The organism is Streptomyces sp. NPDC002838, from assembly GCF_040295365.1.
Taxonomy (GTDB): domain Bacteria; phylum Actinomycetota; class Actinomycetes; order Streptomycetales; family Streptomycetaceae; genus Streptomyces.
Window position 1 is genome coordinate 280,625 of record NZ_JBEOVF010000002.1, and the last position, 20,058, is coordinate 300,682.

Genomic DNA, 20,058 nt, shown 5'->3' on the forward strand with positions numbered 1-20,058 from the left:
GATGGAAACCACCGGACAGCAGTTCATCGCGGGCAAGCGCCGCTCCGGCACGTCCGGCGAGCAGCACTCGGTGACCAACCCGGCCACCGGCGAGGTCCTGGACACCGACTCCCTGGCCGGCCCTGAGGACGTACACGAGGCGGTCGCCGCCGCCCGCGCCGCCTTCGCCGAATGGTCGGGCAGCACCCCCGCCGAACGCTCCGAGGCCATGCTGCGCTGGGCGGACCGGTTGCAGGCCCGCAGCGAGGAGTTCGCCGACACCGAGAGCCGTATCGGCGGCAAGCCGATCAGGCTGACCTGCGGCTTCGACATCCCCGGCAGCATCGACAACGTCCGGTTCTTCGCCGGTGCTGCCCGCAATCTGGAAGGCCGTGCCTCGGCGGAGTACTCCGGCGAACACACCTCCACCATCCGCCGCGAACCCATCGGCGTCGTCGGCTCCATCGCCCCCTGGAACTACCCGCTGCAGATGGCCGCCTGGAAGGTGCTGCCCGCCGTCGCCGCCGGCAACACCGTGGTCCTCAAGCCGTCCGAACTCACCCCTCTCACCTCGGTGATGTTCGCCGAGGCGGCGCAGGAGGCCGGAATCCCCGACGGGGTGATCAACATCGTCACCGGCAGCGGTCCCGTCGCCGGGCAGACGCTGGTCACACACCCCGACGTCGCGATGGTCTCCTTCACCGGCTCCACCGCGGTCGGCCGCCAAGTCGCCGCGCAGGCGGCCGGGTCGGTCAAGCGGGTCCACCTCGAACTCGGCGGCAAGGCTCCTTTCGTCGTCTTCGACGACGCCGACCTGGAGGCCGCCGCCCGCGGCGCCGTGGCCGGTGCCCTCATCAACAGTGGCCAGGACTGCACGGCCGCCACCCGCGCCTACGTCCAGCGGCCCCTGTACGAGGCGTTCGTCGAGCGGGTCGCCGCCCTCATGGACGGCGTACGTCTGGGCCCGGTCGACGACCCCGACACCGACATGGGCTCCCTGATCTCCCTCCGGCAGCGCGACAAGGTCGCCGCCATGGTCGAGGCCGCCCGCCAGGACGGAGCCACGATCGTGCGCGGCGGGCGGATCCCCGACGGGGCGCTGGGCCGGGGCGCCTACTACGAGCCCACCCTCATCACCGACGCGGCACAGGACTCCCCCATCGTCCAGCAGGAGATCTTCGGTCCGGTCCTCGTCTGCCTGCCCTTCGACAGCGACGACGACGCCATCCGGCTGGCCAACGACACGCCCTACGGGCTGGCCGCCTCGGCCTGGACCGGCAACGTCTTCCGCGCCGGTCGCGCGAGCCGCGAGATCCAGGCGGGCTGCGTCTGGATCAACGACCACATCCCGATCATCAGCGAGATGCCGCACGGCGGCTACAAGGCATCCGCTTCGGAAAGGACATGTCGGCCTACTCCTTCGACGAGTACACCAACGTCAAGCACGTCATGTCGGAGATCACCGGCGCCCCGCACAAGTCCTGGCACGACATCGTCTTCACCAGCTAACGTGTCGTCCTCAAAGGTCGCTGCCCAGCGATGCCCCCTGCGGCAGACTGATCAGCGCCAGGCCGAGATCGGGGCGGTGCATCTTCGCCAGCGCCGCCGGGCTGTCCCGGACGATGACCTCGAGCGTCGGCCACACCCGGCCCTCCAGCAGGTGACCGCCACGGGTCGTGCCGTCCGCGAGCCCCAGCACGGCGTGCAGGTGCGGGGTCGGCCCGTCCTCCCCGACGGCGATGTCCCCCAGCAGCGACAGCACCTCGCACTGCTCGCCGACCGGTATCCGCCGGTAGTCCTTGGCCTCGCGGTCGAACCACCCCACCGTGGCCTCGGAGAAGGCACCCACGGCCGTTACCTGGGATGCGCCCAGCGACTGTTCGCGAGCGAAACCGGTGATCTTGGCCACGGCCTCCTCGCCCGGATCGAGGACCAACACGAAGACCGCCGCCGGGGAGTCCTGCACCTGCTGCCACTTCATGCGCGCCCGGGTACCCGTGCCGGACGGCATCAACCGCCGTACGGCCGTGGTGGCGGCCGGTGATCAGCACGATGCGGCCTCAGCCGACGTCACGGTCGAGCAGTTCCCTCACGCCCTGAGCCGTCAGTGCCAGCTCCTCCGGTGTGCCCGCGTCGATGATCAACGCCAGTTTCTCCGACGGCCAGCCATGGGCGAGTTCACCGAGCACGACCTGCCGGTGCCGGGTGATCTGCGGCAGCGCCTGCCGCATGCGCGCCTGCGAGGTGAAGACCGGCACCAGTTCGGTGCCGTCCTCCTGCTCGTAGACGGGAAGGCTCACCGTGCCGGGCTCCTGGTCCTCGGCAGCTGGGGCGCCGGTGGGGATGAGAACCTCCCCGCCGGCGAGGGTGTTCAGCGCCGTCTCGTCCGCCTCGCCCGCGACCACCGCCCGCAGGGCCAGCTGAACGGCGGACGCCGCACCATCGGGAAAGTAGTCCGTCATGACTGATCCGTCACCTCTACGGCGCTGTCGTCCGCGGCAGCGGGCCGACCCGTGGGTACGACGGCGACGGGGCAGCTCGCGTGGTGCAGTACGGCGTGCACCACCGACCCCAGACGCAGCCCGAACCTGCCCTCGGCCGGGTGCCGCGGAAGCACCATCAGGTCGGCCCGAGCGGATGCCTGCACCAGAGCGGCGGCGGGCGAGTCGATGGACAGCTCGGTGTCCACGTGGACGTTCGGGTACTCGGCGACGGGACGGGCGGCATGGTTCAGCAACTGGGCGTGGGCATCCCGCTCCTCCTCGAGGTTGCTGACCTGAGGCACCATGATGCCGGTGCGCACGAGCGGCGCCCAGGCGTGGACCAGACGCACGCCGGCCCGGCGCGAGTCGGCCTCGGCGAGGGCGAACCGCACGGCTTCCTCGTCCCGCTCGTCGCGCACGCCGACCACGACGACGCCGTGGTCGCCTTTCGCCGTATCCCCGCGCACGACGACGACCGGTCGGTCCGCGTGGGCGGCCACCCTCCGGCTCACCGAACCCAGCAGCAACCCGGCGAAGCCACCTCGCCCCCGGGTTCCGACCACGACCAGGTCGGCGTCCTGGGCGGCGGTCAGGAGGGCCTCGGCCGGGTCGTCACGTGCGAGGGCGGTATCGATCGGCACGCCGGGATGAGCGGCCCCGAGTCGCGCCCGGGCGTCGTCCAGTACACCGACACCGGCCTCGAGCACCCGCTCGGTGAGACCCACCCCTGTCTCCCCGTACGCGGCATCCGCGCTACGGCCGACAGAATGGACGACCTTCAACGCGCAGCCGCGCAGCTCCGCCTCACCGGCCGCCCAGTCCGCGGCGAGCCACGAGTACGACGTGTCGTCGATCCCGAGGAGCACGGTGCCACCGTCGCCGGTCACCGCCGTGTCCTCTCCCGCGGGAAGCGCAGTCGCACGGCCGGTTCCCGCACGCTCCGTCCACGGTTTCGGTGCTTCATGCTTCTCCACTCCTTCGACCCCGTCGCGCCGGGTACCCCACGCGCCTGTCCCCCACACCGTTGCCGCCGGGGCACCACCCACGGCGCATGGACTGCCCCGCCACGGGCACCCGTACGGTCGTGGCACTCCTGCCGAGGAGACGACCCGATGCTGGGCGGTGCGCATGGTCGGTGACACGGATGACGACATCCAGGAGCGGCGGCGGGGCGGCAACGGCCACCGGGCGGTGCCGCACACGGCCGACGTGCGGATAGAGGCGTGGGGTGTGAGCCGGGAGCGCTGCCTGGTGGAGGCGGCGCTGGGGATGGTCGAGTCCTTCGCGGATGTCTCGGCCGTACGGCCCACCGCGGTCGAACGCGTCCGGCTGCCGGAGGAGCAGGACGACGACATGCTGACCGCACTGCTGGACGAGGTCGTCTTCCGCCTGGAGGTGGACGGCCAGGTCACCGTCGACCTGGAGGCGGACACGGTCGACGACGGCCTCGACGTACGGCTGGCCCTGGCCGGCCTGGCCGACGTGGACATCATCGGTGCCGTGCCGAAAGGCGTCTCCTGGCACGGGCTGCGGATCGGGCCGGATCCTTATGGCTGGTCGTGCGCGGTGACCGTGGACGTGTGAGGTACGAGGCACCGTACGGCCCGGAGGGCGAGGCACCGTACGGCCCGCTCGTGACCTCAGCCCTTCACCACCCCGAGCGGCACCAGCCGGGCGACCGTGCGGCACAGTCCCGCGCCCTCGCTCGCCGCGACCACCTCGCCCACGTCCTTGTAGGCCTCCGGTGTCTCCTCCGCCAAGCCGCGCAGCGACCTGGGGCGCACCGCGATGCCTGCCGCTTCCAGCCGGGCCCGCAGCTCCTTCCCCGTGACCGCGCGTGCGGCCTGGTGACGGCTGAGCACCCGCCCCGCGCCGTGGCAGGTGGAGAAGAACGCGTCACCGCCGGGCACTCCGGCCAGGACGTAGGAGGCCGTGCCCATCGTTCCCGGGATCAGCACCGGCTGGCCGACGTCTCGCAGGTCCTCGGGCAGGTCCCGATGGCCGGGCGGGAAGGCGCGGGTGGCTCCCTTGCGGTGCACGCACAGTCTGAGCCGTGCCCCGGCCACCGTATGGGTCTCGATCTTGGCGAGGTTGTGGGACACGTCGTACACCAGGGACAGCCGGGCGCCCGCGCCGCGGTGGAAGATCCGACGGGCCGCGTCGGACAGCAGCTGGCGGTTGGCGCGTCCGTAGTTGGCCGCGGCGGCCATCGCGCCGAGATACGCCTGTCCCTCGGGCGAGTCGACCGGGGTACAGGCCAGTTGCCGGTCGGGGACGGTGATGCCGTAGCGGGACATGGCGCGGTCCATCGCCCGGACGTGATCGGTGCAGATCTGGTGGCCGAGGCCGCGTGAACCGCAGTGGATCATCACGCACACCTGGCCGACGGCGAGGCCGAACGCGGCGGCGGCCGTCTCGTCGTACACCTCGTCGACGCACTGCACCTCGAGGAAGTGGTTGGCGGACCCCAGACTGCCCACCTGGCCCAGCCCCCGCTCCCGCGCCCGCCGGCTCACCTCGGTGACGTCGGCGTCGGCGACCGCCCCGCCGTCCTCGCATCGGTTCAGGTCGCGTTCCTCGCCGTAGCCCTCCTCCACGGCGTACCGGGAGCCGCCGCGCAGGATGCGCTCCAGCTGTCCAGGGCCGGACGGCTTCCACACCCCGCCGGGTCCCGCGCCGCGCGGGATCGACCGGTCCAGGTCGTCCATGACCGCGGGCAGCTCGGGCTCGAGCGCACGCCGGTCGGTGTCGGCGGCCAGCAGCCGTACCCCGCAGGAGATGTCGAAGCCGACCCCGCCGGGCGAGACGACACCTCCCTGGTCCACGTCGGTCGCGGCGACGCCACCGATGGGGAAGCCATAGCCCCAGTGGATGTCCGGCATGGCGTACGACGCGCCGACGATTCCCGGCAGCGTGGCCACGTTGGCCACCTGTTCCAGGGACTTCTCGGCGTCCCTCAGCAGTGCCCGGGAGGCGAAGACCACCCCGGGCACTCGCATCGCGCCCCGCGGCTCGATGCGGAAGCGGTGGTCGGCTTCCTCGACCAGTTCCATCGCGGCCTCCTGCGCCGGGCGTCCACACGTCCGGGAGTACCCGCGGAGGCACCTGTCTATCGCCTCGGCACAAGAAGGGGCATACCGGGCCCCCGGCGTCAGTTCCGGGCCGGCCCCGTCCACCGTCGCTCGCGCACGACGGCCCGATCATGTTTGTCCGGACGCCCCGCCGGTCACTCGGCGCGGGTCGGCGAGCCAACGGAGGATCGCCCCGTGAAGCGGTACCTGCGCGTACTCCACCGCGGGTGGGACCGGCTCGGCGCGACCGCCCTCGTCCGGCGCGGCCGCGAACTGGAGCTGATGCACCGGGCCCTGGGGTTCGCCACGCTCGCTCTGGTCACACTGGCGCCGTTGCTGATCGTGGTGGCCGCCGTCGACCCGCTGGGACGCGGGGGCTTCGCGTCGTGGCTCGTCGACGGCATGGGGCTGTCCGGGCAGTCCGCGCGGATGCTCGCGGACATCATCAGCCCACCGCCCCGGGTGGTCGACACCACCAGTGTGTGGGGCGCGGTGGCGCTCGCCGTGTTCGGCGTGACCTTCGCCGCGAGCGTCCAGAACGGCTACGAGCGGATCTGGAACCTGCCGTCCGGCCCGTGGCACCGAGTCTGGCGGCAGGCGACCTGGCTGGTCGCACTGACCGCGTACGTCTACCAGGAGGTGCAGACCGGATCAGCCCTGCAGGGCCCCGAACGGATCATGTTGACCTCGGTGACCGGCGTCCTGTTCTTCTGGTGGGGTCAGCATTTCCTCCTCGGCGGTCAGGTCCGCTGGCGGGACCTGCTGCCGGGCGCGGTCGCCACCATGATCGGGCTGATCGGCCTCCGGGGCTTCTCGTACCTCGTCTTCACGCCACTCGTCATCAGCAACGCGGTCAGTTACGGCACGGTCGGCATCGTCCTCGTCGTCGAGTCGTGGCTCATCGGTGTGGGCTTCGTCGTCTACGGCGGCGCGATGACCGGCCGCTGGTTCCGCGAGCACCACAGACCGGCGCGGGGCGGCAGATGAAGTGCTGACGACGCCCAGGAGCAACTCACCGGAGCATGGGCGAAGATCGACAGTGACGAAGAACTCGAAGAGGCGGCCATGCACGACCAACGAGAACAGCCGGACCACGCGAACATCGCGGCGGCCCAGCAGCAGCACTGGCAGACGGTCTACGCCGAGCATTCCCTGATGTACGGCATGGAGCCCTCGGAGCCGGCCCACCACGCCGCCGAGTTGTTCCGCGCCTCGGGCTGCCGCACCGTGCTCGAACTCGGCGCCGGGCACGGCCGCGACGCGCTGTTCTTCGCCCGTCAGGGCTTCACCGTGTGCGCCACCGACTTCAGCACCGTCGGCCTTGAGCAGCTCACCGCGGCGGCGCGCCGGACTGGTGTGACGGCGCGGGTGACCACGGTCACTCACGACGTACGCGATCCACTGCCGCTGCCGGACGCCTCCGTGGACGCCGTCTTCGCCCACATGCTGCTGTGCATGGCCCTGTCGACCGAGCACATCCACGCGGCGGTGGGTGAGATCGCCCGCGTCCTGCGCCCCGGCGGCACCCTCGTCTACACCGTCCGCCACACCGGCGACGCCCACTACGGAGCGGGCACCGCACACGGCGACGACATCTACGAACACGGAGGCTTCGCGGTCCACTTCTTCGACCGGCACCTCGTCGACAGCCTCGCCTCGGGCGACTGGCAGCTGAAAGAAGTGCACGCCTTCGAGGAGGGCGAACTTCCGCGCCGCCTCTGGCGCGTCACTCAAGTACGCCACTGACACCGACGGACACCGCGAGCCCACCGGGGCCGCCCGGGCTTTCGTGCCGCGTCGAAGCGCGGGAGCCAGCGTTGCAGGCGATCATCGACGCCCTCGGAGCCGATGCCACCGACCCCGATACGGCGTTCCACGCCCGAGCGGCGGACGGCGCCTGCCTGGCCGCTGTGCACACGGCACTGGTGCGCTGGGCGCGCGGCCCGCTCACCTGTCGCGAAGTCGGGCGAGTGCGGCGTTCAGGTCGGTCGCGCGGGGTCTGTTGTGGGGGAGCTTGGAGAGGACGGTTGCCATGGCGCAGGTGTTGGTCATGGCGGAGAACAGCAACCCGGCGGCTACGCCCGCGGACAGGACTTGGAAGGCCGGATGGACGATGAGGCCGAGGAGCAGGCCGAGCAGGATGATCAGGCCGGCGGTGAAGCGGACCTGACGGTCCATGGCCCAGGTGACGCGCCCGGCGTTGCCGGGGTGGTGCACCTCGTGGCCCTCGGCCGCCCAGGCACTCGTACCTCCGGTGAGGGTGGCGGCGCTGATGCCGTGTTCCGCGAGAGCCGAGCAGGCGTTCCGGGAGCGGGCGCCGGAGGCGCACACGACGAGGATGTCGCGCCGCTCGGCGGCCCGCCGGATGTCGGGCAGGGCGCGCCGGAGCTGATCGAGGGGGATGTTGAGGGCGCCGGGCAGGTGGCCGGCCGCGTACTCACCGGGCGTGCGCACGTCGATGACGGTGAGTTCGTGTATGCGCGAGTGAGCCTGTCGGGCACTGAGCGTGATGGGAGTGTTCATGACGGATTGTCGTCCTTGGATGTCGGCGATATCCCGAACCGGGGAGTGCATTACCCCAGGGGGTATTCGCGAGGGGTTGTCGTGGAACTTGATCTGGTGGGTGCCGAGCTGAGGTCGTCTTCCTTCTGAACCGGTCGTGCTGAACCGACTCACGTGATCGCGTCGACCAGCATGAAGGCGGCCACGGCAAGCAGCACGAAGGCGAACGTCCTCTGGAGCGCGGCGCTGGGGACCTTCGCCGCCAGGCGCTTGCCGTCCCAGGCGCCGAGGATCGCGGCCCCGGTGAACGGCGCGATCACCGCCCAGTCCAGGTGGCCGCCGGTCCCGGTACGCGCAGTCAGGGCGGCGAGGGAGTTGACGGTGATGACCAGGAGACTGGTGCCGACGGCCTTGCGCATCGCCAGCCCCAGGAGACCCACCAGGGCCGGAACAGCGAGGAAGCCGCCCCCCACACCCAGGAGCCCTGTCACCGCTCCCAGACCGGCCCCGGCGCCGACCGCCTTGGCGGGGCGGATGCCGCTGGAGGACACGGCTGCCGCGGGACGCAGCATCCGCAGGGCCGCCAGGGCGGCAACAGCGGAGAACGCCACTGTCAGTGCGGCTTCCGGCAGGTGGCCCGCCGCCGCGCCGGCGAGGAAGGCGGGTGCGATGCCCGCGGCAGCGAACAGCAGGCCCCCACGCCAGGCCACGCTGCCGTCCCTCGCGTGGGCGTACAGCGCTGCGCCGGAGGTGAAGGCCACGATGATCAGGCCGGCCGTGGTGGCGCCCGCCGGGGTGAAGCCGAGCAGGTAGATCAGAGCGGGGACGGTGAGTACGGTGCCGCCGCCACCGAGGGCACCCAGGGCCAGGCCCATGACGGCCCCCGCCACGAGAGCGAGGATCAGTGCGCTCACGCTATCGAGCCGCTGTTCCCGCGCGCGTCGACAACGGGGTGGCCGGCGGCGACCCATGCGTTCATCCCGCCCTCGACGTCAACGACGTCGGTACCGCGTTCCGCCAGCAGCTTGGCGGCCCGCTGCGAGCGAGTGCCGCTGCGGCAGATCACCACGAGAGCGCGATCCTGGGCCGCGCGAGGCAGGGCGGCACCCTGGTCCAGCCGCGACAGCGGGGCACGTACGGCGCTGGGGGCGTGGCCTGCCTGCCACTCGGGTTTGTCGCGTACGTCGAGCAGGACGGCTGAGGCGTCGGCGCCGCTGGTCCGGCGGTGCGCCTCGTCGGGCGTGATGCGGCTCGCGCGGCGACGGAAGGGGAACATGACTGACTCCTGCAGGACGTGCTTGGGCTTGTGTGGGTGGGGGTGTGCCCGTGGGCGGGAAGGGCGGGGCGGTCAGCCGGAGACCAGGCGCAGGCCGGCGTCGGCGGCCGCGCCGAAGCCGTCGTCGACGGCGACCACGTCCCGGCCCGCGGCGTCCAGCAGCGACGCGGCGATCCCCGCGCGCATCCCGCCCGCGCAGTGCACCCACACCGTGCCCCGCGGAATCTCGCCGATCCGCTGGTGCAGCTGATGAATCGGGATGTGCACGGAGCCCTCGATATGGCCGGTGGCGCGCTCGGAGTCGCGGCGCACGTCGAGCACCACCACCTGCTCGGTGCCGTGCTCGGCCAGGTCGGCGAAGGTCGCCCGCCGGAAGGAGGCGAGCGGGGTGCCTGCGGGCACCCAGCCGGACGGGGCACCGGTGGCGGCCGCCGCGGGCCGGTCGATCCCGACGCGGGTCAGTTCCCGCTGGGCAGCGGCCAGTTGCTCGGGGGTCTCGGCGAGCAGGGTGACCGGCTTGCCCCAGGGGATCATCCACGCCAGATAGGTGGCGATCTTGCCGTCGGCTTCGAAGTTGAACGTGCCGGCGACGTGCCCCGCGGCAAAGGCGATGCGGCTGCGCAGGTCCACGACCCACTCGCCGTCCGCCAGACGCTCCGCGATCTCCTGCGCGCCGGCGACCGCCGGCGGCGTCAGATCGACCGGCGCCGGGCCCTGCGCGTTCGCCGGACCCATGTGTGCGTAGTACGCGGGCACGTCTTCCAGCCCGGCCAGCAGCCGGGCCACGAACGTGTCCGCGTCGACCGTGAGCGCCGCGTTGGCTTCCTTCTCCTTGCCGATCGTGGTCGCGTCGCCCTCGGCCTGCGCCGAGGAGCAGAAGCTGCCGAACCCGTGCGCGGGCAGCACGGCCGTCTCGTCCGGCAGCTGGGCGGCCAGGCGGTGCACCGAGTCGTACTGGGCTCGCGCCAGCTGCCGGGTCAGCCGCGGTTCCACCAGGTCCGGGCGGCCCACCGTTCCGATCAGCAGCGAGCCGCCGGTGAACGCCGCCACCGGCACCCCCTCCTCCTCGATCACGTACGTCGTGTGGTGGGGCGTGTGTCCCGGAGTGGCCACCGCCCGCAAGGTGAGGCCCGAGTCCACCGTCACCGTGTCGCCGTCGGCCACGGGGAAGCGCGCGAAGGAGACCCGGGCCCCGGCCGGAACCAGGTAGGCGGCACCGGTGACGCGGGCCAGTTCCAGGCCGCCGGTGACGTAGTCGTTGTGGATGTGGGTCTCCACCACATGGGATATCCGCACCCCGCGCCGGGCCGCGGCCGCGATCACCTGGTCGATGTCGCGCGGCGGGTCCACCGCCACCGCCGTACGCGAACCGCCGGCCAGGTAGCTCCGATTGCCGAGCCCCTCGAGCTCGACGGTGTCGATGAAGAACAACGCATTCTCCCTTCGCCGATAATTACCCCCGCGGGTATATGGCACACCGTAACACGGATACCCCCCTGGGTATCCTGGTCCGGGTGGTGCGCCGCATTCTGGATCTGTGTGTCCCCGCAGGTGATCGCGGTGCCGCTGGTCGCCGGGTTCCCGCCGGAGTCGATGAGCTTCCTGCTCTCCAAGAGCCGTACCGCCGAAGCCCACCAGCTCGCCCGCCGCTACGGCGTCGACGCGACCGTCGCACGCGCACGACCGGGCGGCTGACGGAGTCGTGGAGACCGGCGAGGGATCTCCCAACCGCGCTGGACAGCGCGGACATCACGCGCCGAAGCGGCCCCGCTCCCCGATCCCTCGATGCCCCTGGTCCAGTGCCTCGGCGCGCTCACCGTCGACGCCGCCGTACCGCTCCGCGCCCATGGCGCCGGACGCCGCACCAGCCACACCGGGTGGCACGGCGTCGCCCTCACCTCGCCGGCTTCGGCGCCCTGCTGCCGCTTACCCCGACCGGCTCCGGATCCTCCGGCGGCCTCGACATGGCAACCGTCGCCGCCCTTTTCATCGTCGGCGCAGCCCTCGCCCCCACCGGCGCCGCGCTCGCGTCCCGCGGCACCGTCCCGCTCGCCCGCACCACACCCACGAGCTACAGCAGCGAAGGCCGCACTGGACAGCGCCGCTCGTCGAGGCAGGGACGGGACCCCACCACACGCACCACCAGGACGTCCAAGGCGTCATGGAGGGCCTCGGCGGCTACCGGCGGACCGGCCTTCGCCCTTCCCACACACCGGGCACCAGCTCACGGACGCGCACCGGCCGCCCCGTCTCGAAGCACTGGTTCGCCGCGAGGCCGACGGCCAGGGCGAGGGCGCCGTCGCGTTCGGTGGCCGTCGGGTGGGTCGTCGCGCTCGTGTCCGTCGGCTGCCGTGGGTCCACGGGGCCGAACAGCGCGTCGAGCATGCGCGGGTCGCCGCCGCCGTGGGCCTCGTGCGCGGTGACGAGCGGGACCTCGACCGGCGGCTGCCAAAGGGGACGGAGCGTGAGGCGTGGCCCGCCCGCGTGCTCGGCGGCCGTGTCGCCGTGCAGCGCGCCGCTGCCCGAGGTGATCCGGCTCCCGGGCGGCTGCCAGCGGCTCTCCTCCACCTCCAGCTCCAGTCGGCCCGCACTGCCGTTGAACATCACCCGGTAGCCCTCCCACGGGGAGTAGGCCGTCAGGTGGTACGTCATCGTCGTGCCCCGGGTGTGGCGCACCAGGACCGCCATGTCGTCCTCGATGGTGACGGGCCCGTCGAAGACGTTGCGGTCACGGACGTAACCGTCGTCCTGCTCGGCGTCCAGATAGAGGGCGCGCAGGGTGTCGTCGGCCGCGAGGTCCAGGGCGAAGGGGTCGTCGGCGGCCGGGGCGGCGCCGTGGGCGCGGTCGTAGTCCCGGCGCAGTCCGTGGCGTTCGCCCGCCTCACGGCCGTAGAAGCCGAGCCGTCCGTAGCCGAAGACCTCCTGCGGCTCGTCGGCGAGCCACCAGTTGACCAGGTCGAAGTGATGGCTCGACTTGTGCACCATGAGGCCGCCGCTGTTGTGCTTCTCCCGGTGCCAGCGGCGGAAGTAGTCCGCGCCGTGCCGTACGTCGAGCAGCCACTCGAAGTGGACGGACAGGACCTCGCCGATCGCGCCGTCGGCGAGCAGGGAGCGGACCTTCTCGTGGACGGGGTTGAAGCGGTAGTTGAAGGCGACGGTCAGGGAGTTGCCGGTGTCCCGGACCGTGTCGAGGATGCGGGCGCACCGGCCGGCGTCGACGGTCATCGGCTTCTCGGTGACCACCCGGCAGCCGGCCTTCAGTGCCGGGACGATGTAGCGGTCGTGCTCGGCGTCGACGGTGGTGACGACGACCTCGTCGATGTCCTCCTCGGCGAGCATCTCGGTGAAGCGCTCGGGCTCCCATGCGGAGGCGGCGGGTTCACCGGCCGCGGTCAACAGCCGGTTGTGGAAGGCCATCCGGGTGGGGCTCGGATCGCAGAGCGCGGCGACGAGGTGGTCGGGGCGTGCGGCGAGGGCCCGGGTGAACATCTGGGCGCGGTGACCGGTGCCGACAACGGCTGCGCGGTGACGGGTGGTTCGGCTCATAGAAAGCGCTTCCCCCGTGAGGGAGCCGGCTACGCCCGGTGGCTTGATCGCATCGGTCGACCGGGACGGCTTCCCCTTCACAGACAACCCACAGGCCTCCCCTTTCCGTCCTCTGTGACACGTGAGGCCCCCGGGACGGACGGGGTGCCCGCGCTCGGGGGTTTGAGGAGAGGACCATTGATCCGTGCCCGGCGAATATGTGTGACCGCCGTGGCGGTGCTGGCGGCCCTGGCGGGGTCGCCCGGACTGGCACAAGCCCAACAACCAAGACAGGCGGAGCCGTTGACCGCCGCGCCCGCCGACAGCGAGCTTCCGCCGGGCTGGCGGTTCAGCGGCGAGGGCGTCGCACGTGAGCTGGTCTGGCGTGCGCCGAAGCCCGTTGCCATGGGGGACGCGCGCGTAGAGTTCCACGCCGGGGGCCGGTTGCTCGGTGTGCCGAAGGCGGGGAAGGACGGCCGGACGTTCCGGCTGGACCTCGACGAGGCCCGCGACACGCAACTGACGGATCTTCAAGTGCTCGCCGCCGGCCGCCGGTTGGATGCGGCGGCCGGTGAGACCGACAAGCCTCGCGACCGGGCCGCCGCCAAACCGCCGGCTCCGCTGCCGCCGGGCGCCGTCGACCCCGGGAAACCCGGCTCGTACCGCACGGTCAGCGGCGCGTACGACCTGGACCCGGTGCGACTGCCCGGGTTCAGGGCCCCGGTCGAGATGCGCGCCGAGGTGGTGGCCCCCAAGGGGGCCACCGGCAGCCGCCCGCTCGCGCTCTTCCTGCACGGCCGCCACCCCACCTGTTACAAGCCGGGCACCGAGGAGGACGTGAACATCGACTGGCCCTGCCCGGCCGGAATGAAGGAGATCCCCAGCCACAAGGGCTATCTGCGCGACCAGAAGCTCCTGGCCTCCCAGGGCTATGTGACGGTGTCGATCTCGGCCAACGGCATCAACGGCCAGGACTCGGAGGCCGAGGACGCCGGCGCACAGGCCCGTTCGTCGCTGGTGCGGCAGCACCTGGCCCGCTGGGCCGGCTGGGCCGCCCGCCCGGCCACGGCACCGGCCGTCGTACGCGACGCGCCGAAGGCCGATCTGTCCCGCGTCCTGCTGGTCGGTCACTCGCGCGGCGGCGAGGGCGTGAACCGGGCGGCCATGGACAGCCTCTACCCGCCGCCCGCCGACCAGGACGGCTACCGGGGCCCGGTGCGCTGGAAGGTGCGCGGGACCGTGCTCATCGGACCGACGATCTTCGGCCAGAATCCGGTCGCGGACGTGCCGTCGGTGACGATCCTGCCCGGCTGCGACGGCGATGTGGCCGATCTCCAGGGCGAGGTGTACGTCGACGGGACGCGCGGCGTGAGCCGGGGTACCGCACTGCACAGTGCCGTGTACATGATCGGCGCCAACCACAACTACTTCAACAGCGAGTGGACCCCGGGCCAGGCCGAGGCGCCCGCCTGGGACGACTTCTGGCACGACGAGGAGCAGCCGGACCCGGTGTGCTCGCCGGGCACCGCGACCCGGCTGACCGCCGACCAGCAGCACCAGGCCGGCGCCACCTACATCGCCGCGGCGGCCCGGCTGTTCGTCGCCGGGGACGACCGGGTGCGCCCGCTGCTCGACGGCTCGGGCAAGCGGGCCCCCTCGGCGGACCCCGCCCGGGTCCTGACGCACGCCGTGGGCGGCAAGCGGGGCGCCGGGTTCCTGCCCGACGGAAAGGTCAACGTGACCGGCGGCCGGCTGTGCTCGGCGGTGGACCCCGATCCGGCCGTCTCCTGTCTGGGCTCCGTCACCTCGGGGGCGTCTCCGCACTTCGCGACGTGGGACACGGAACGCGAGACCGGTCGCCGTGCGGTGGAACTGCGCTGGTCCGAGCCGGGGGCGGTGACCCGGGTGCGGCCCGCGGCGCCGCTCTCGCTCGCCGGCGCCGACAGCCTGGCGCTGCGGGTGTTCGTACCGCCGAACACCACCAGGACCGAACTCGACGTGGCTCTCAGCGACTCCTCCGGCCGCCGCGCCACCCTCGGCCGGGTCCGGGTCGACGGGTTGCCGGGCAGCGAACGTACGGCCTCGTACTGGGCGCGCGAGGTGCGCGTGCCGCTCATGGCCGCAGTCCGGGCCGGTCTCGACCTCAAGCACGTCAAGTCCCTCGACCTGACGCCGCGTTCGCGGTCGGGGCAGGCCTGGCTGATGGACGCCTGGGGCTGGCGCCCGGGTACGCCAGCGGTCAAGGAGGCGGCGCTGCCGCGCGTCGACATCGGCCGCACGACGGTGCGGGAGGGCGACTCCGGCGTCCGTACGTACCGCGTTCCGGTCCAGGTGACCGGGAAGAGCAGCGGCCAGGTCCGCGTGTACGTCATCGACCCGGACACCGGCAAGGCGAAGGACCGGCTCGTGACGGTGCGGCCCGGCGGGCACGACATCGACGTGCCGGTGGAGGTGAAGGGCAACACGCGCTACGCGTACGGCACGCAGCACGACATCGTCGTGAAGGCGGTCCGGAACGCGGTCGTCGGTGCGCACCGCGGTGGGGTCTCCGTGGAGGACGACGACCCCAGGCCGACGGTCAGCGTGACGCCGGTCGCGGACCGGGTCACCGAGGGGCAGCCGTTGACCTGGCGGGTGTCGCTGTCCGAGGCCGCCGACGTGGAGCTGTGGTCCATCTTCGCGGTGACCCCGGTCGCCGAGGGCGCGGAACTGTCCACGAAGGACGTCGACCCGGAGTGGCTCGCGGAGAACTCCGGCGCCTCACCGGATCCGGAGCGCCCGCTGTCCGAGGTGGAGGGCCTGTACCTGTGGGCGTCCGTGCCCGCCGGCGAGACCAGCGGCGACGTGACCCTGCCCACCCTCAAGGACGGAGTGGCCGAGCCGGCCGAGTCCGTACGCTTCCAGTTCGTCACCGAGGACGGCGAACCGCAGGAAGGCGGGCCGGTGCTGACCGGCACGGTGCTGGACGGGTCGTAGCCCAGGAATGACGCGGGGGGCGGGCCTGCGTGGCCCGCCCCTCTTGTCATGCTGCGAGCGTCATCCGTATCCCGACGGTCCCGTCCAGCCCTCGGCGCAGCCGGCTGCCGAGAAGGGTGAGGCGGCCGACGATGCCGTACTTGCGGGCGACGAGCTCGCGGTAGCGGGCCGTGGTCTCCGGGTCGCACAGTCCGGCGATGGCCGGTATCTGGTCGCCGGTCGGATTGCCGCGGGCGTCGCAGGGGCCGACGAGGACGTCGGCGCGCGCCCGGATCCGCTTCACCTTCCAGGAGTCGGCGGCCGTCCACGCGCCGAGCGCGTCGCCGTCGCGCACCACCCACACCGGGGTGGCGACCGGGGTGCCGTTCCTGCGGTAGCTGGTGATCAGCAGGTACTTGCCCGCACCGAGCCGGTCCAGCGACATGTCATCCATGGCGGGCAGTCTAGGCACCGGCGAACGGCTGACGTGCGGCCGGTCGTCATCGGTCGAGCGCCGCCGCCATCCGCCGTACGGCCTCCTCGACGATCTCCGGCGATGTCGCGAGATTCAGGCGTACGTGCCCGGCCCCACCGGTGCCGAAGGGGAGCCCGGAGTTGAGTGCCACCCGGCCGCGGTGCAGGAAGGCGTCCGCCGGATCGTCGCCGAGGCCGAGCGCGCGGCAGTCGAGCCAGGCCAGGTAGGTGGCTTCGCCGGGGCGGTAGGCGATCGCGGGCAGGTGCTCGGCGAGCAGTTCCGCGAGCAGGCGCCGGTTGTCGTCGAGCCCGGTCAGCAGGGCGTCCAGCCAGGCCGTGCCGTCGCGCAGGGCGGCGGTGTGGGCGATGATGCCGACGTGGCTGGGGCCGTGTCCGACCTCCTCGGGCAGCCGGGCGAGGTCGGCGGCGGCCGCGGGCCCCGCGACGGCGAGCGCGGCCTTCAGGCCGGCCAGGTTCCACGCCTTCGACGCCGACATCAGCGACAACCCGCTCTCGCCGCCCGGCACGCTCAGATACGGCACGAACTCCGCGCCGCCGAGGACGAGCGGGGCGTGGATCTCGTCGGCGACGACGCGCACGCCGTACTGCTCGGCGAGTGCCGCGACGGCGGTCAGTTCGGCGGCGGTGTGCACGGTGCCGGTCGGGTTGTGCGGGCTGCACAGCAGGTAGGCGGCCCGCCGTCCGTCCGCGACCGCCCCGGCGAAGGCCTCCTCCAGGACGGCGAGGTCGATGCGGCCGGCCGCGCCGAGCGGGGCCTCGACCACCTGCCGGTCCATGTTCCCCACGAACTGGAAGAACGGCGGATACACGGGCGGGTTCACGACCACCGGGTCTCCGGGGCCGGTGACCAGTTTGAGCATCTCGACGACGCCCAGCATCACGTCCGGCACGATCGCGGTGCGCTCCACCGCGAGCCCGTGCCAGCCCCACCGCTTGTCGGCGAACGCGGCGAGCGCCTCGGCGTACGCGGTGCCGGCCGGGTAGCCGGTGTCGCCGAGAGCGAGGGCGTCGGTGACCGCGCGGACCACGGGTTCGGCGAGCGGTACGTCCATCTCGGCCACCCACAGTGGCAGGACGTCCTCGGGGTAGGTGCGCCATTTCATGCTCGTACGGCGTCGAAGGCGGTCGAGGTCGAGTGTGCGCAGGGGATTCGGTTCACCGGACGTGTCGTGCGGGATCCTGGTCATGGGGCACAAGATAGGGGGCTGTGGTGTGACCTGGGAACGTGAGGACGCGGCGGTACGGGGGAGGCGGCCGGTGCCGGCCGACGGGCTGCTGGAGGTCGCCTGCGACGAGTCGGGGTCGGACGGCGAGAATCTGATCAGCGGCAACACCGACGTGTTCGCGCACGCGAGTGTGCGGCTGCCGGTGGAGTCCGCCGCCGCGGCCGTGCAGGAGACACGGGACCGGATCCGCTCGCCCGCCGAGGAGTACAAGGCCAACCATCTGCTGCGGGAGAAGCACCGGGCCGTGCTGGAGTGGCTGCTCACACCCGCGGGGCCGATCCACGGGCGGGCGCACGTGCATCTGACCGAGAAGGCGTTCTTCGTCGTGGACCGGGCCGTCGATCTGCTGCTCGGCGGCGGATCGTCGGATGCCGTCACGCTGTTCCGCGCGGGACGGCGGGATTTCGGGGACGAGCCTTGGCGCGACTTCCTGTCCTCCGCCAACCAGCTGCTGCGGGTACGCAACGACGGTGAGCCGCGGGCGCCCGCCGACGCCTTCTTCCACACGGTCGACACACTGCGTCAGGGCAGGTCCGGTACGGCCGTGCCGGGGATCCTCGAACGGCTCGCGGACGCCCGGTCCCGTGCCGACGCCTATCGGGCGCGGGTGGTGGACGGGCCCACACTGATCCCGGTCCTCAATCCGCTGCTGCCCGCGATCGTCTCGACGGCCGTGTCCTGGAGCGCTGGCGGGCACGCGGTCCGGCTGGTCCACGACCGGCAGAACATGCTGACGCCGGACCGCATCGCCTGGATCGAGGAGACCGCCCGGCGGGCCGGCGCCCGACTCGGCGGACTGCGGCTGGTGGAAGCACGGCGGGATCCCCGGGTGCAGCTCGCCGACTTCCTCGCCGGCATCGCCCGGAAGATCGCCTCGGACGAGCTGAACGGACGCGGCGACCCGGCCCTCACCGCCCTGCTGCGCCCCTACGTCGACCCGGCGTCCGTGTGGGGCGACGAGCACAGCTGGCTCCGGCTCGGCCCGCCGCCGCGCACCACGCCGGCCGGCCCGGCCGTACACGCCGCCGGCTGACTCCGGTCCGCCGTTCCAGGAGGCAGATCACGCGATCCGTGAACGCGCCCGTCCTCGGCCACGTATGGAAGGAGGGCACTCAAGTACCGGAGCGCCCCACGGTGTTGACCGTATGTTCGGGTTCGGGAGCCATGCATGAGGCACGCACGACGACGGGTCGTCCGGCGAGTGACACGGCTGGCGGCCGTCGGCGGACTTCTCCTCGGAGGGACGATGGTCACGCGCGCCGTGGCGAGCGAACCTCCCGACCCCTCCGCGGTCCCGCGCACGTACGCCCAGCAGACCGAGGACATGGGCGCTGGTCTCGTCTCGCGGCTCGGCACTTCCCGTACGGCGGGCACCTGGATGGGCGACGACGGCCGGCCGGTCGTCGCGGTCACCGACGAGGACGCGGCCGCCGAGGTCCGGCGGGCGGGCGCCGAGGCGAAGATGGTGTCGCACAGCATGAACGAGCTCAAGTCGGCGACCACGACGCTGCGTTCGGCGCCCCGGGTGGCCGGTACCGCGTGGGCCATGGACTATCAGACCAACGAAGTGGTGGTTCGGGGCGACAGCACCGTCTCCGCCACCGACTGGTCCCGGATGACTCAGATGGCGGACAGGATCGGCAGCTTCGTCCGCATGGAGCGCACCGAGGGCGCCTTCACGACCCGGCTCAACGGCGCGCAGCCGATCCTGTCGACCGCCGGGCGCTGTTCGGCGGGCTTCAACGTGACGAACGGACAGCGCGACTTCATCCTGACGGCCGGACACTGCGGGCCCAACGGTTCCGTCTGGTTCGCGGACAACGGGGGCAACCGGCAGGTGGGCAAGACGACGACGCGGAGCTTCCCCGGCGACGACTACTCCCTCGTGGAGTACGACGGCGGCCGGGCGGGCGACGGTGCGGCCGTCGTGGCCATCGGCGACGGCAAGGGAGTGCAGATCACGGGCGCGGCCGATCCGGCCGTCGGGCAGCGGGTGTTCCGCAGCGGCAGTACGAGCGGTCTGCGCGACGGGCAGGTGACGGCGCTCAACGCGACGGTGAACTACCCCGAGGGCACCGTGACCGGTCTGATCGAGACGAACGTGTGCGCCGAACCCGGGGACAGCGGCGGGCCGATGTTCTCCGAGGGGATCGCGCTCGGCGTGACCTCGGGCGGCAGCGGCGACTGCGCGAACGGCGGGACGACGTTCTTCCAGCCGATCACCAAGGCGCTGGACGAGCTCGACGTCCAGTTGCTCGTGGCGGCCCCGCAGGGCAACGCCGGCGGGAACGGTACGCCCTCACCGGCGCCGTCCGCCTCGGCCACGCAGAGCGCGGTCGATCCCGGCGACGCCTCGCCCGGGTCGTCGGCCCCGGTGGCGGGGGCGGCACCGCTGCTGACCCGGCTCACGGACCCCAGGAACGTCGGTCCCGGGCTGCTGGTCGTCGCGGGCAGTCTGGTGGCGTTGGTGGCCACGCGGTACATCCGCGCGGAACAGGACCGCAAGGCCTACCGGCGCTACTACTCGGCCACATGGAGCTGATCTC

At 72.3% G+C, this 20,058-nt stretch carries 19 protein-coding genes and 1 pseudogene; 8 read left to right on the forward strand and 12 right to left on the reverse strand.

The features are described 5' to 3' along the window. Position 1: 1 nt before the first annotated feature. A pseudogene (locus ABT063_RS03910) lies at positions 2–1,488 on the forward strand (gamma-aminobutyraldehyde dehydrogenase). 10 nt (positions 1,489–1,498) lie between these two features. On the opposite strand, the gene ABT063_RS03915 reads toward ABT063_RS03910, so the two are convergent. The 3 genes from ABT063_RS03915 to ABT063_RS03925 are packed head-to-tail and all read right to left on the reverse strand — an operon-like array spanning position 1,499 to position 3,349. Beyond that, positions 1,499–1,990 (reverse strand): PPC domain-containing DNA-binding protein, encoded by a 492-nt coding sequence (locus tag ABT063_RS03915; protein ID WP_351055485.1) that lies wholly within the window; start codon positions 1,988–1,990, stop codon positions 1,499–1,501. A gap of 49 nt (positions 1,991–2,039) precedes the next feature. Then, a complete protein-coding gene (locus ABT063_RS03920; protein WP_351055486.1) occupies positions 2,040–2,441 on the reverse strand; it encodes an SseB family protein in 402 nt (133 codons plus the stop codon). After that, positions 2,438–3,349 carry a universal stress protein gene (locus tag ABT063_RS03925; RefSeq protein ID WP_351055487.1) on the reverse strand — a complete coding sequence of 304 codons (912 nt, stop codon included), beginning with the start codon at positions 3,347–3,349 and terminating at the stop codon, positions 2,438–2,440. Before ABT063_RS03925 ends, ABT063_RS03920 begins: the two co-directional genes overlap by 4 nt. 241 nt (positions 3,350–3,590) lie before the next feature. On the opposite strand from ABT063_RS03925, the gene ABT063_RS03930 reads away from it, so the two are divergent. Continuing rightward, the gene (locus ABT063_RS03930; RefSeq protein WP_351055488.1) at positions 3,591–4,046 is read left to right on the forward strand and encodes an archease; all 456 of its coding nucleotides are present in this window, start codon (positions 3,591–3,593) and stop codon (positions 4,044–4,046) included. A gap of 56 nt (positions 4,047–4,102) precedes the next feature. Here the strand turns inward: ABT063_RS03930 and ABT063_RS03935 are convergent, their stop codons facing one another. Then, complete coding sequence (locus ABT063_RS03935) at positions 4,103–5,515, reverse strand: RtcB family protein (protein WP_351055490.1); 1,413 nt, start codon at positions 5,513–5,515, stop codon at positions 4,103–4,105. Between the two features lie 213 nt (positions 5,516–5,728). On the opposite strand from ABT063_RS03935, the gene ABT063_RS03940 reads away from it, so the two are divergent. Beyond that, positions 5,729–6,520, forward strand: a complete 792-nt coding sequence (locus tag ABT063_RS03940) for a YhjD/YihY/BrkB family envelope integrity protein (protein WP_351055491.1) — start codon at positions 5,729–5,731, stop codon at positions 6,518–6,520. Between the two features lie 78 nt (positions 6,521–6,598). Continuing rightward, positions 6,599–7,279, forward strand: coding sequence for a class I SAM-dependent methyltransferase (locus ABT063_RS03945; protein WP_351055492.1), 681 nt, complete (start codon positions 6,599–6,601; stop codon positions 7,277–7,279). 201 nt (positions 7,280–7,480) lie between these two features. Here the strand turns inward: ABT063_RS03945 and ABT063_RS03950 are convergent, their stop codons facing one another. From ABT063_RS03950 to ABT063_RS03965, 4 genes are all read right to left on the reverse strand, one after another. Beyond that, complete coding sequence (locus tag ABT063_RS03950; protein WP_351055493.1) at positions 7,481–8,056, reverse strand: rhodanese-like domain-containing protein; 576 nt, start codon at positions 8,054–8,056, stop codon at positions 7,481–7,483. A 149-nt stretch (positions 8,057–8,205) separates the two neighbouring features. Then, positions 8,206–8,949 (reverse strand): sulfite exporter TauE/SafE family protein, encoded by a 744-nt coding sequence (locus ABT063_RS03955; protein ID WP_351055495.1) that lies wholly within the window; start codon positions 8,947–8,949, stop codon positions 8,206–8,208. Beyond that, complete coding sequence (locus ABT063_RS03960; protein ID WP_351055496.1) at positions 8,946–9,311, reverse strand: rhodanese-like domain-containing protein; 366 nt, start codon at positions 9,309–9,311, stop codon at positions 8,946–8,948. The genes ABT063_RS03955 and ABT063_RS03960 overlap by 4 nt, the downstream gene beginning before the upstream one ends. 72 nt (positions 9,312–9,383) lie before the next feature. Continuing rightward, positions 9,384–10,742, reverse strand: a complete 1,359-nt coding sequence (locus ABT063_RS03965; protein ID WP_351055497.1) for a rhodanese-like domain-containing protein — start codon at positions 10,740–10,742, stop codon at positions 9,384–9,386. 108 nt (positions 10,743–10,850) lie between these two features. Between ABT063_RS03965 and ABT063_RS03970 the strand changes: the two genes are divergently transcribed. Then, entirely contained in the window at positions 10,851–11,006 is a 156-nt protein-coding gene (locus ABT063_RS03970; protein WP_351055498.1) for a hypothetical protein, read from the forward strand. 54 nt (positions 11,007–11,060) lie between these two features. Here ABT063_RS03970 and ABT063_RS03975 read toward each other — a convergent pair whose 3' ends face one another. Continuing rightward, positions 11,061–11,195, reverse strand: a complete 135-nt coding sequence (locus tag ABT063_RS03975) for a hypothetical protein (protein WP_351055499.1) — start codon at positions 11,193–11,195, stop codon at positions 11,061–11,063. 294 nt (positions 11,196–11,489) lie between these two features. Next, the gene (locus tag ABT063_RS03980) at positions 11,490–12,857 is read right to left on the reverse strand and encodes a Gfo/Idh/MocA family protein (RefSeq protein ID WP_351055500.1); all 1,368 of its coding nucleotides are present in this window, start codon (positions 12,855–12,857) and stop codon (positions 11,490–11,492) included. Positions 12,858–13,034: 177 nt separating this feature from the next. On the opposite strand from ABT063_RS03980, the gene ABT063_RS03985 reads away from it, so the two are divergent. Beyond that, the gene (locus tag ABT063_RS03985) at positions 13,035–15,812 is read left to right on the forward strand and encodes a hypothetical protein (protein WP_351055502.1); all 2,778 of its coding nucleotides are present in this window, start codon (positions 13,035–13,037) and stop codon (positions 15,810–15,812) included. Between the two features lie 46 nt (positions 15,813–15,858). On the opposite strand, the gene ABT063_RS03990 is transcribed toward ABT063_RS03985, so the two are convergent. Then, positions 15,859–16,245 (reverse strand): PPOX class F420-dependent oxidoreductase, encoded by a 387-nt coding sequence (locus ABT063_RS03990; protein ID WP_351055503.1) that lies wholly within the window; start codon positions 16,243–16,245, stop codon positions 15,859–15,861. 46 nt (positions 16,246–16,291) lie between these two features. After that, entirely contained in the window at positions 16,292–17,473 is a 1,182-nt protein-coding gene (locus ABT063_RS03995; RefSeq protein ID WP_351055504.1) for a MalY/PatB family protein, read from the reverse strand. Positions 17,474–17,498: 25 nt separating this feature from the next. Between ABT063_RS03995 and ABT063_RS04000 the strand changes: the two genes are divergently transcribed. Next, complete coding sequence (locus ABT063_RS04000) at positions 17,499–18,545, forward strand: hypothetical protein (RefSeq protein ID WP_502990746.1); 1,047 nt, start codon at positions 17,499–17,501, stop codon at positions 18,543–18,545. A gap of 135 nt (positions 18,546–18,680) precedes the next feature. After that, positions 18,681–20,054, forward strand: a complete 1,374-nt coding sequence (locus tag ABT063_RS04005) for a S1 family peptidase (RefSeq protein WP_351055505.1) — start codon at positions 18,681–18,683, stop codon at positions 20,052–20,054. Positions 20,055–20,058 lie beyond the last annotated feature (4 nt).

Excerpts from the sequence above, each read along its gene's own strand:
- ABT063_RS03915 (WP_351055485.1), bottom strand. The coding sequence starts at position 1,990 with ATGCCGTCCGGCACGGGTACCCGGGCGCGCATGAAGTGGCAGCAGGTG.
- ABT063_RS03920 (WP_351055486.1), bottom strand. The coding sequence starts at position 2,441 with ATGACGGACTACTTTCCCGATGGTGCGGCGTCCGCCGTTCAGCTGGCC.
- ABT063_RS03930 (WP_351055488.1), top strand. The coding sequence starts at position 3,591 with ATGGTCGGTGACACGGATGACGACATCCAGGAGCGGCGGCGGGGCGGC.
- ABT063_RS03935 (WP_351055490.1), bottom strand. The coding sequence starts at position 5,515 with ATGGAACTGGTCGAGGAAGCCGACCACCGCTTCCGCATCGAGCCGCGG.
- ABT063_RS03945 (WP_351055492.1), top strand. The coding sequence starts at position 6,599 with ATGCACGACCAACGAGAACAGCCGGACCACGCGAACATCGCGGCGGCC.
- ABT063_RS03950 (WP_351055493.1), bottom strand. The coding sequence starts at position 8,056 with ATGAACACTCCCATCACGCTCAGTGCCCGACAGGCTCACTCGCGCATA.
- ABT063_RS03960 (WP_351055496.1), bottom strand. The coding sequence starts at position 9,311 with ATGTTCCCCTTCCGTCGCCGCGCGAGCCGCATCACGCCCGACGAGGCG.
- ABT063_RS03980 (WP_351055500.1), bottom strand. The coding sequence starts at position 12,857 with ATGAGCCGAACCACCCGTCACCGCGCAGCCGTTGTCGGCACCGGTCAC.
- ABT063_RS03990 (WP_351055503.1), bottom strand. The coding sequence starts at position 16,245 with ATGGATGACATGTCGCTGGACCGGCTCGGTGCGGGCAAGTACCTGCTG.
- ABT063_RS03995 (WP_351055504.1), bottom strand. The coding sequence starts at position 17,473 with ATGACCAGGATCCCGCACGACACGTCCGGTGAACCGAATCCCCTGCGC.
- ABT063_RS04005 (WP_351055505.1), top strand. The coding sequence starts at position 18,681 with ATGAGGCACGCACGACGACGGGTCGTCCGGCGAGTGACACGGCTGGCG.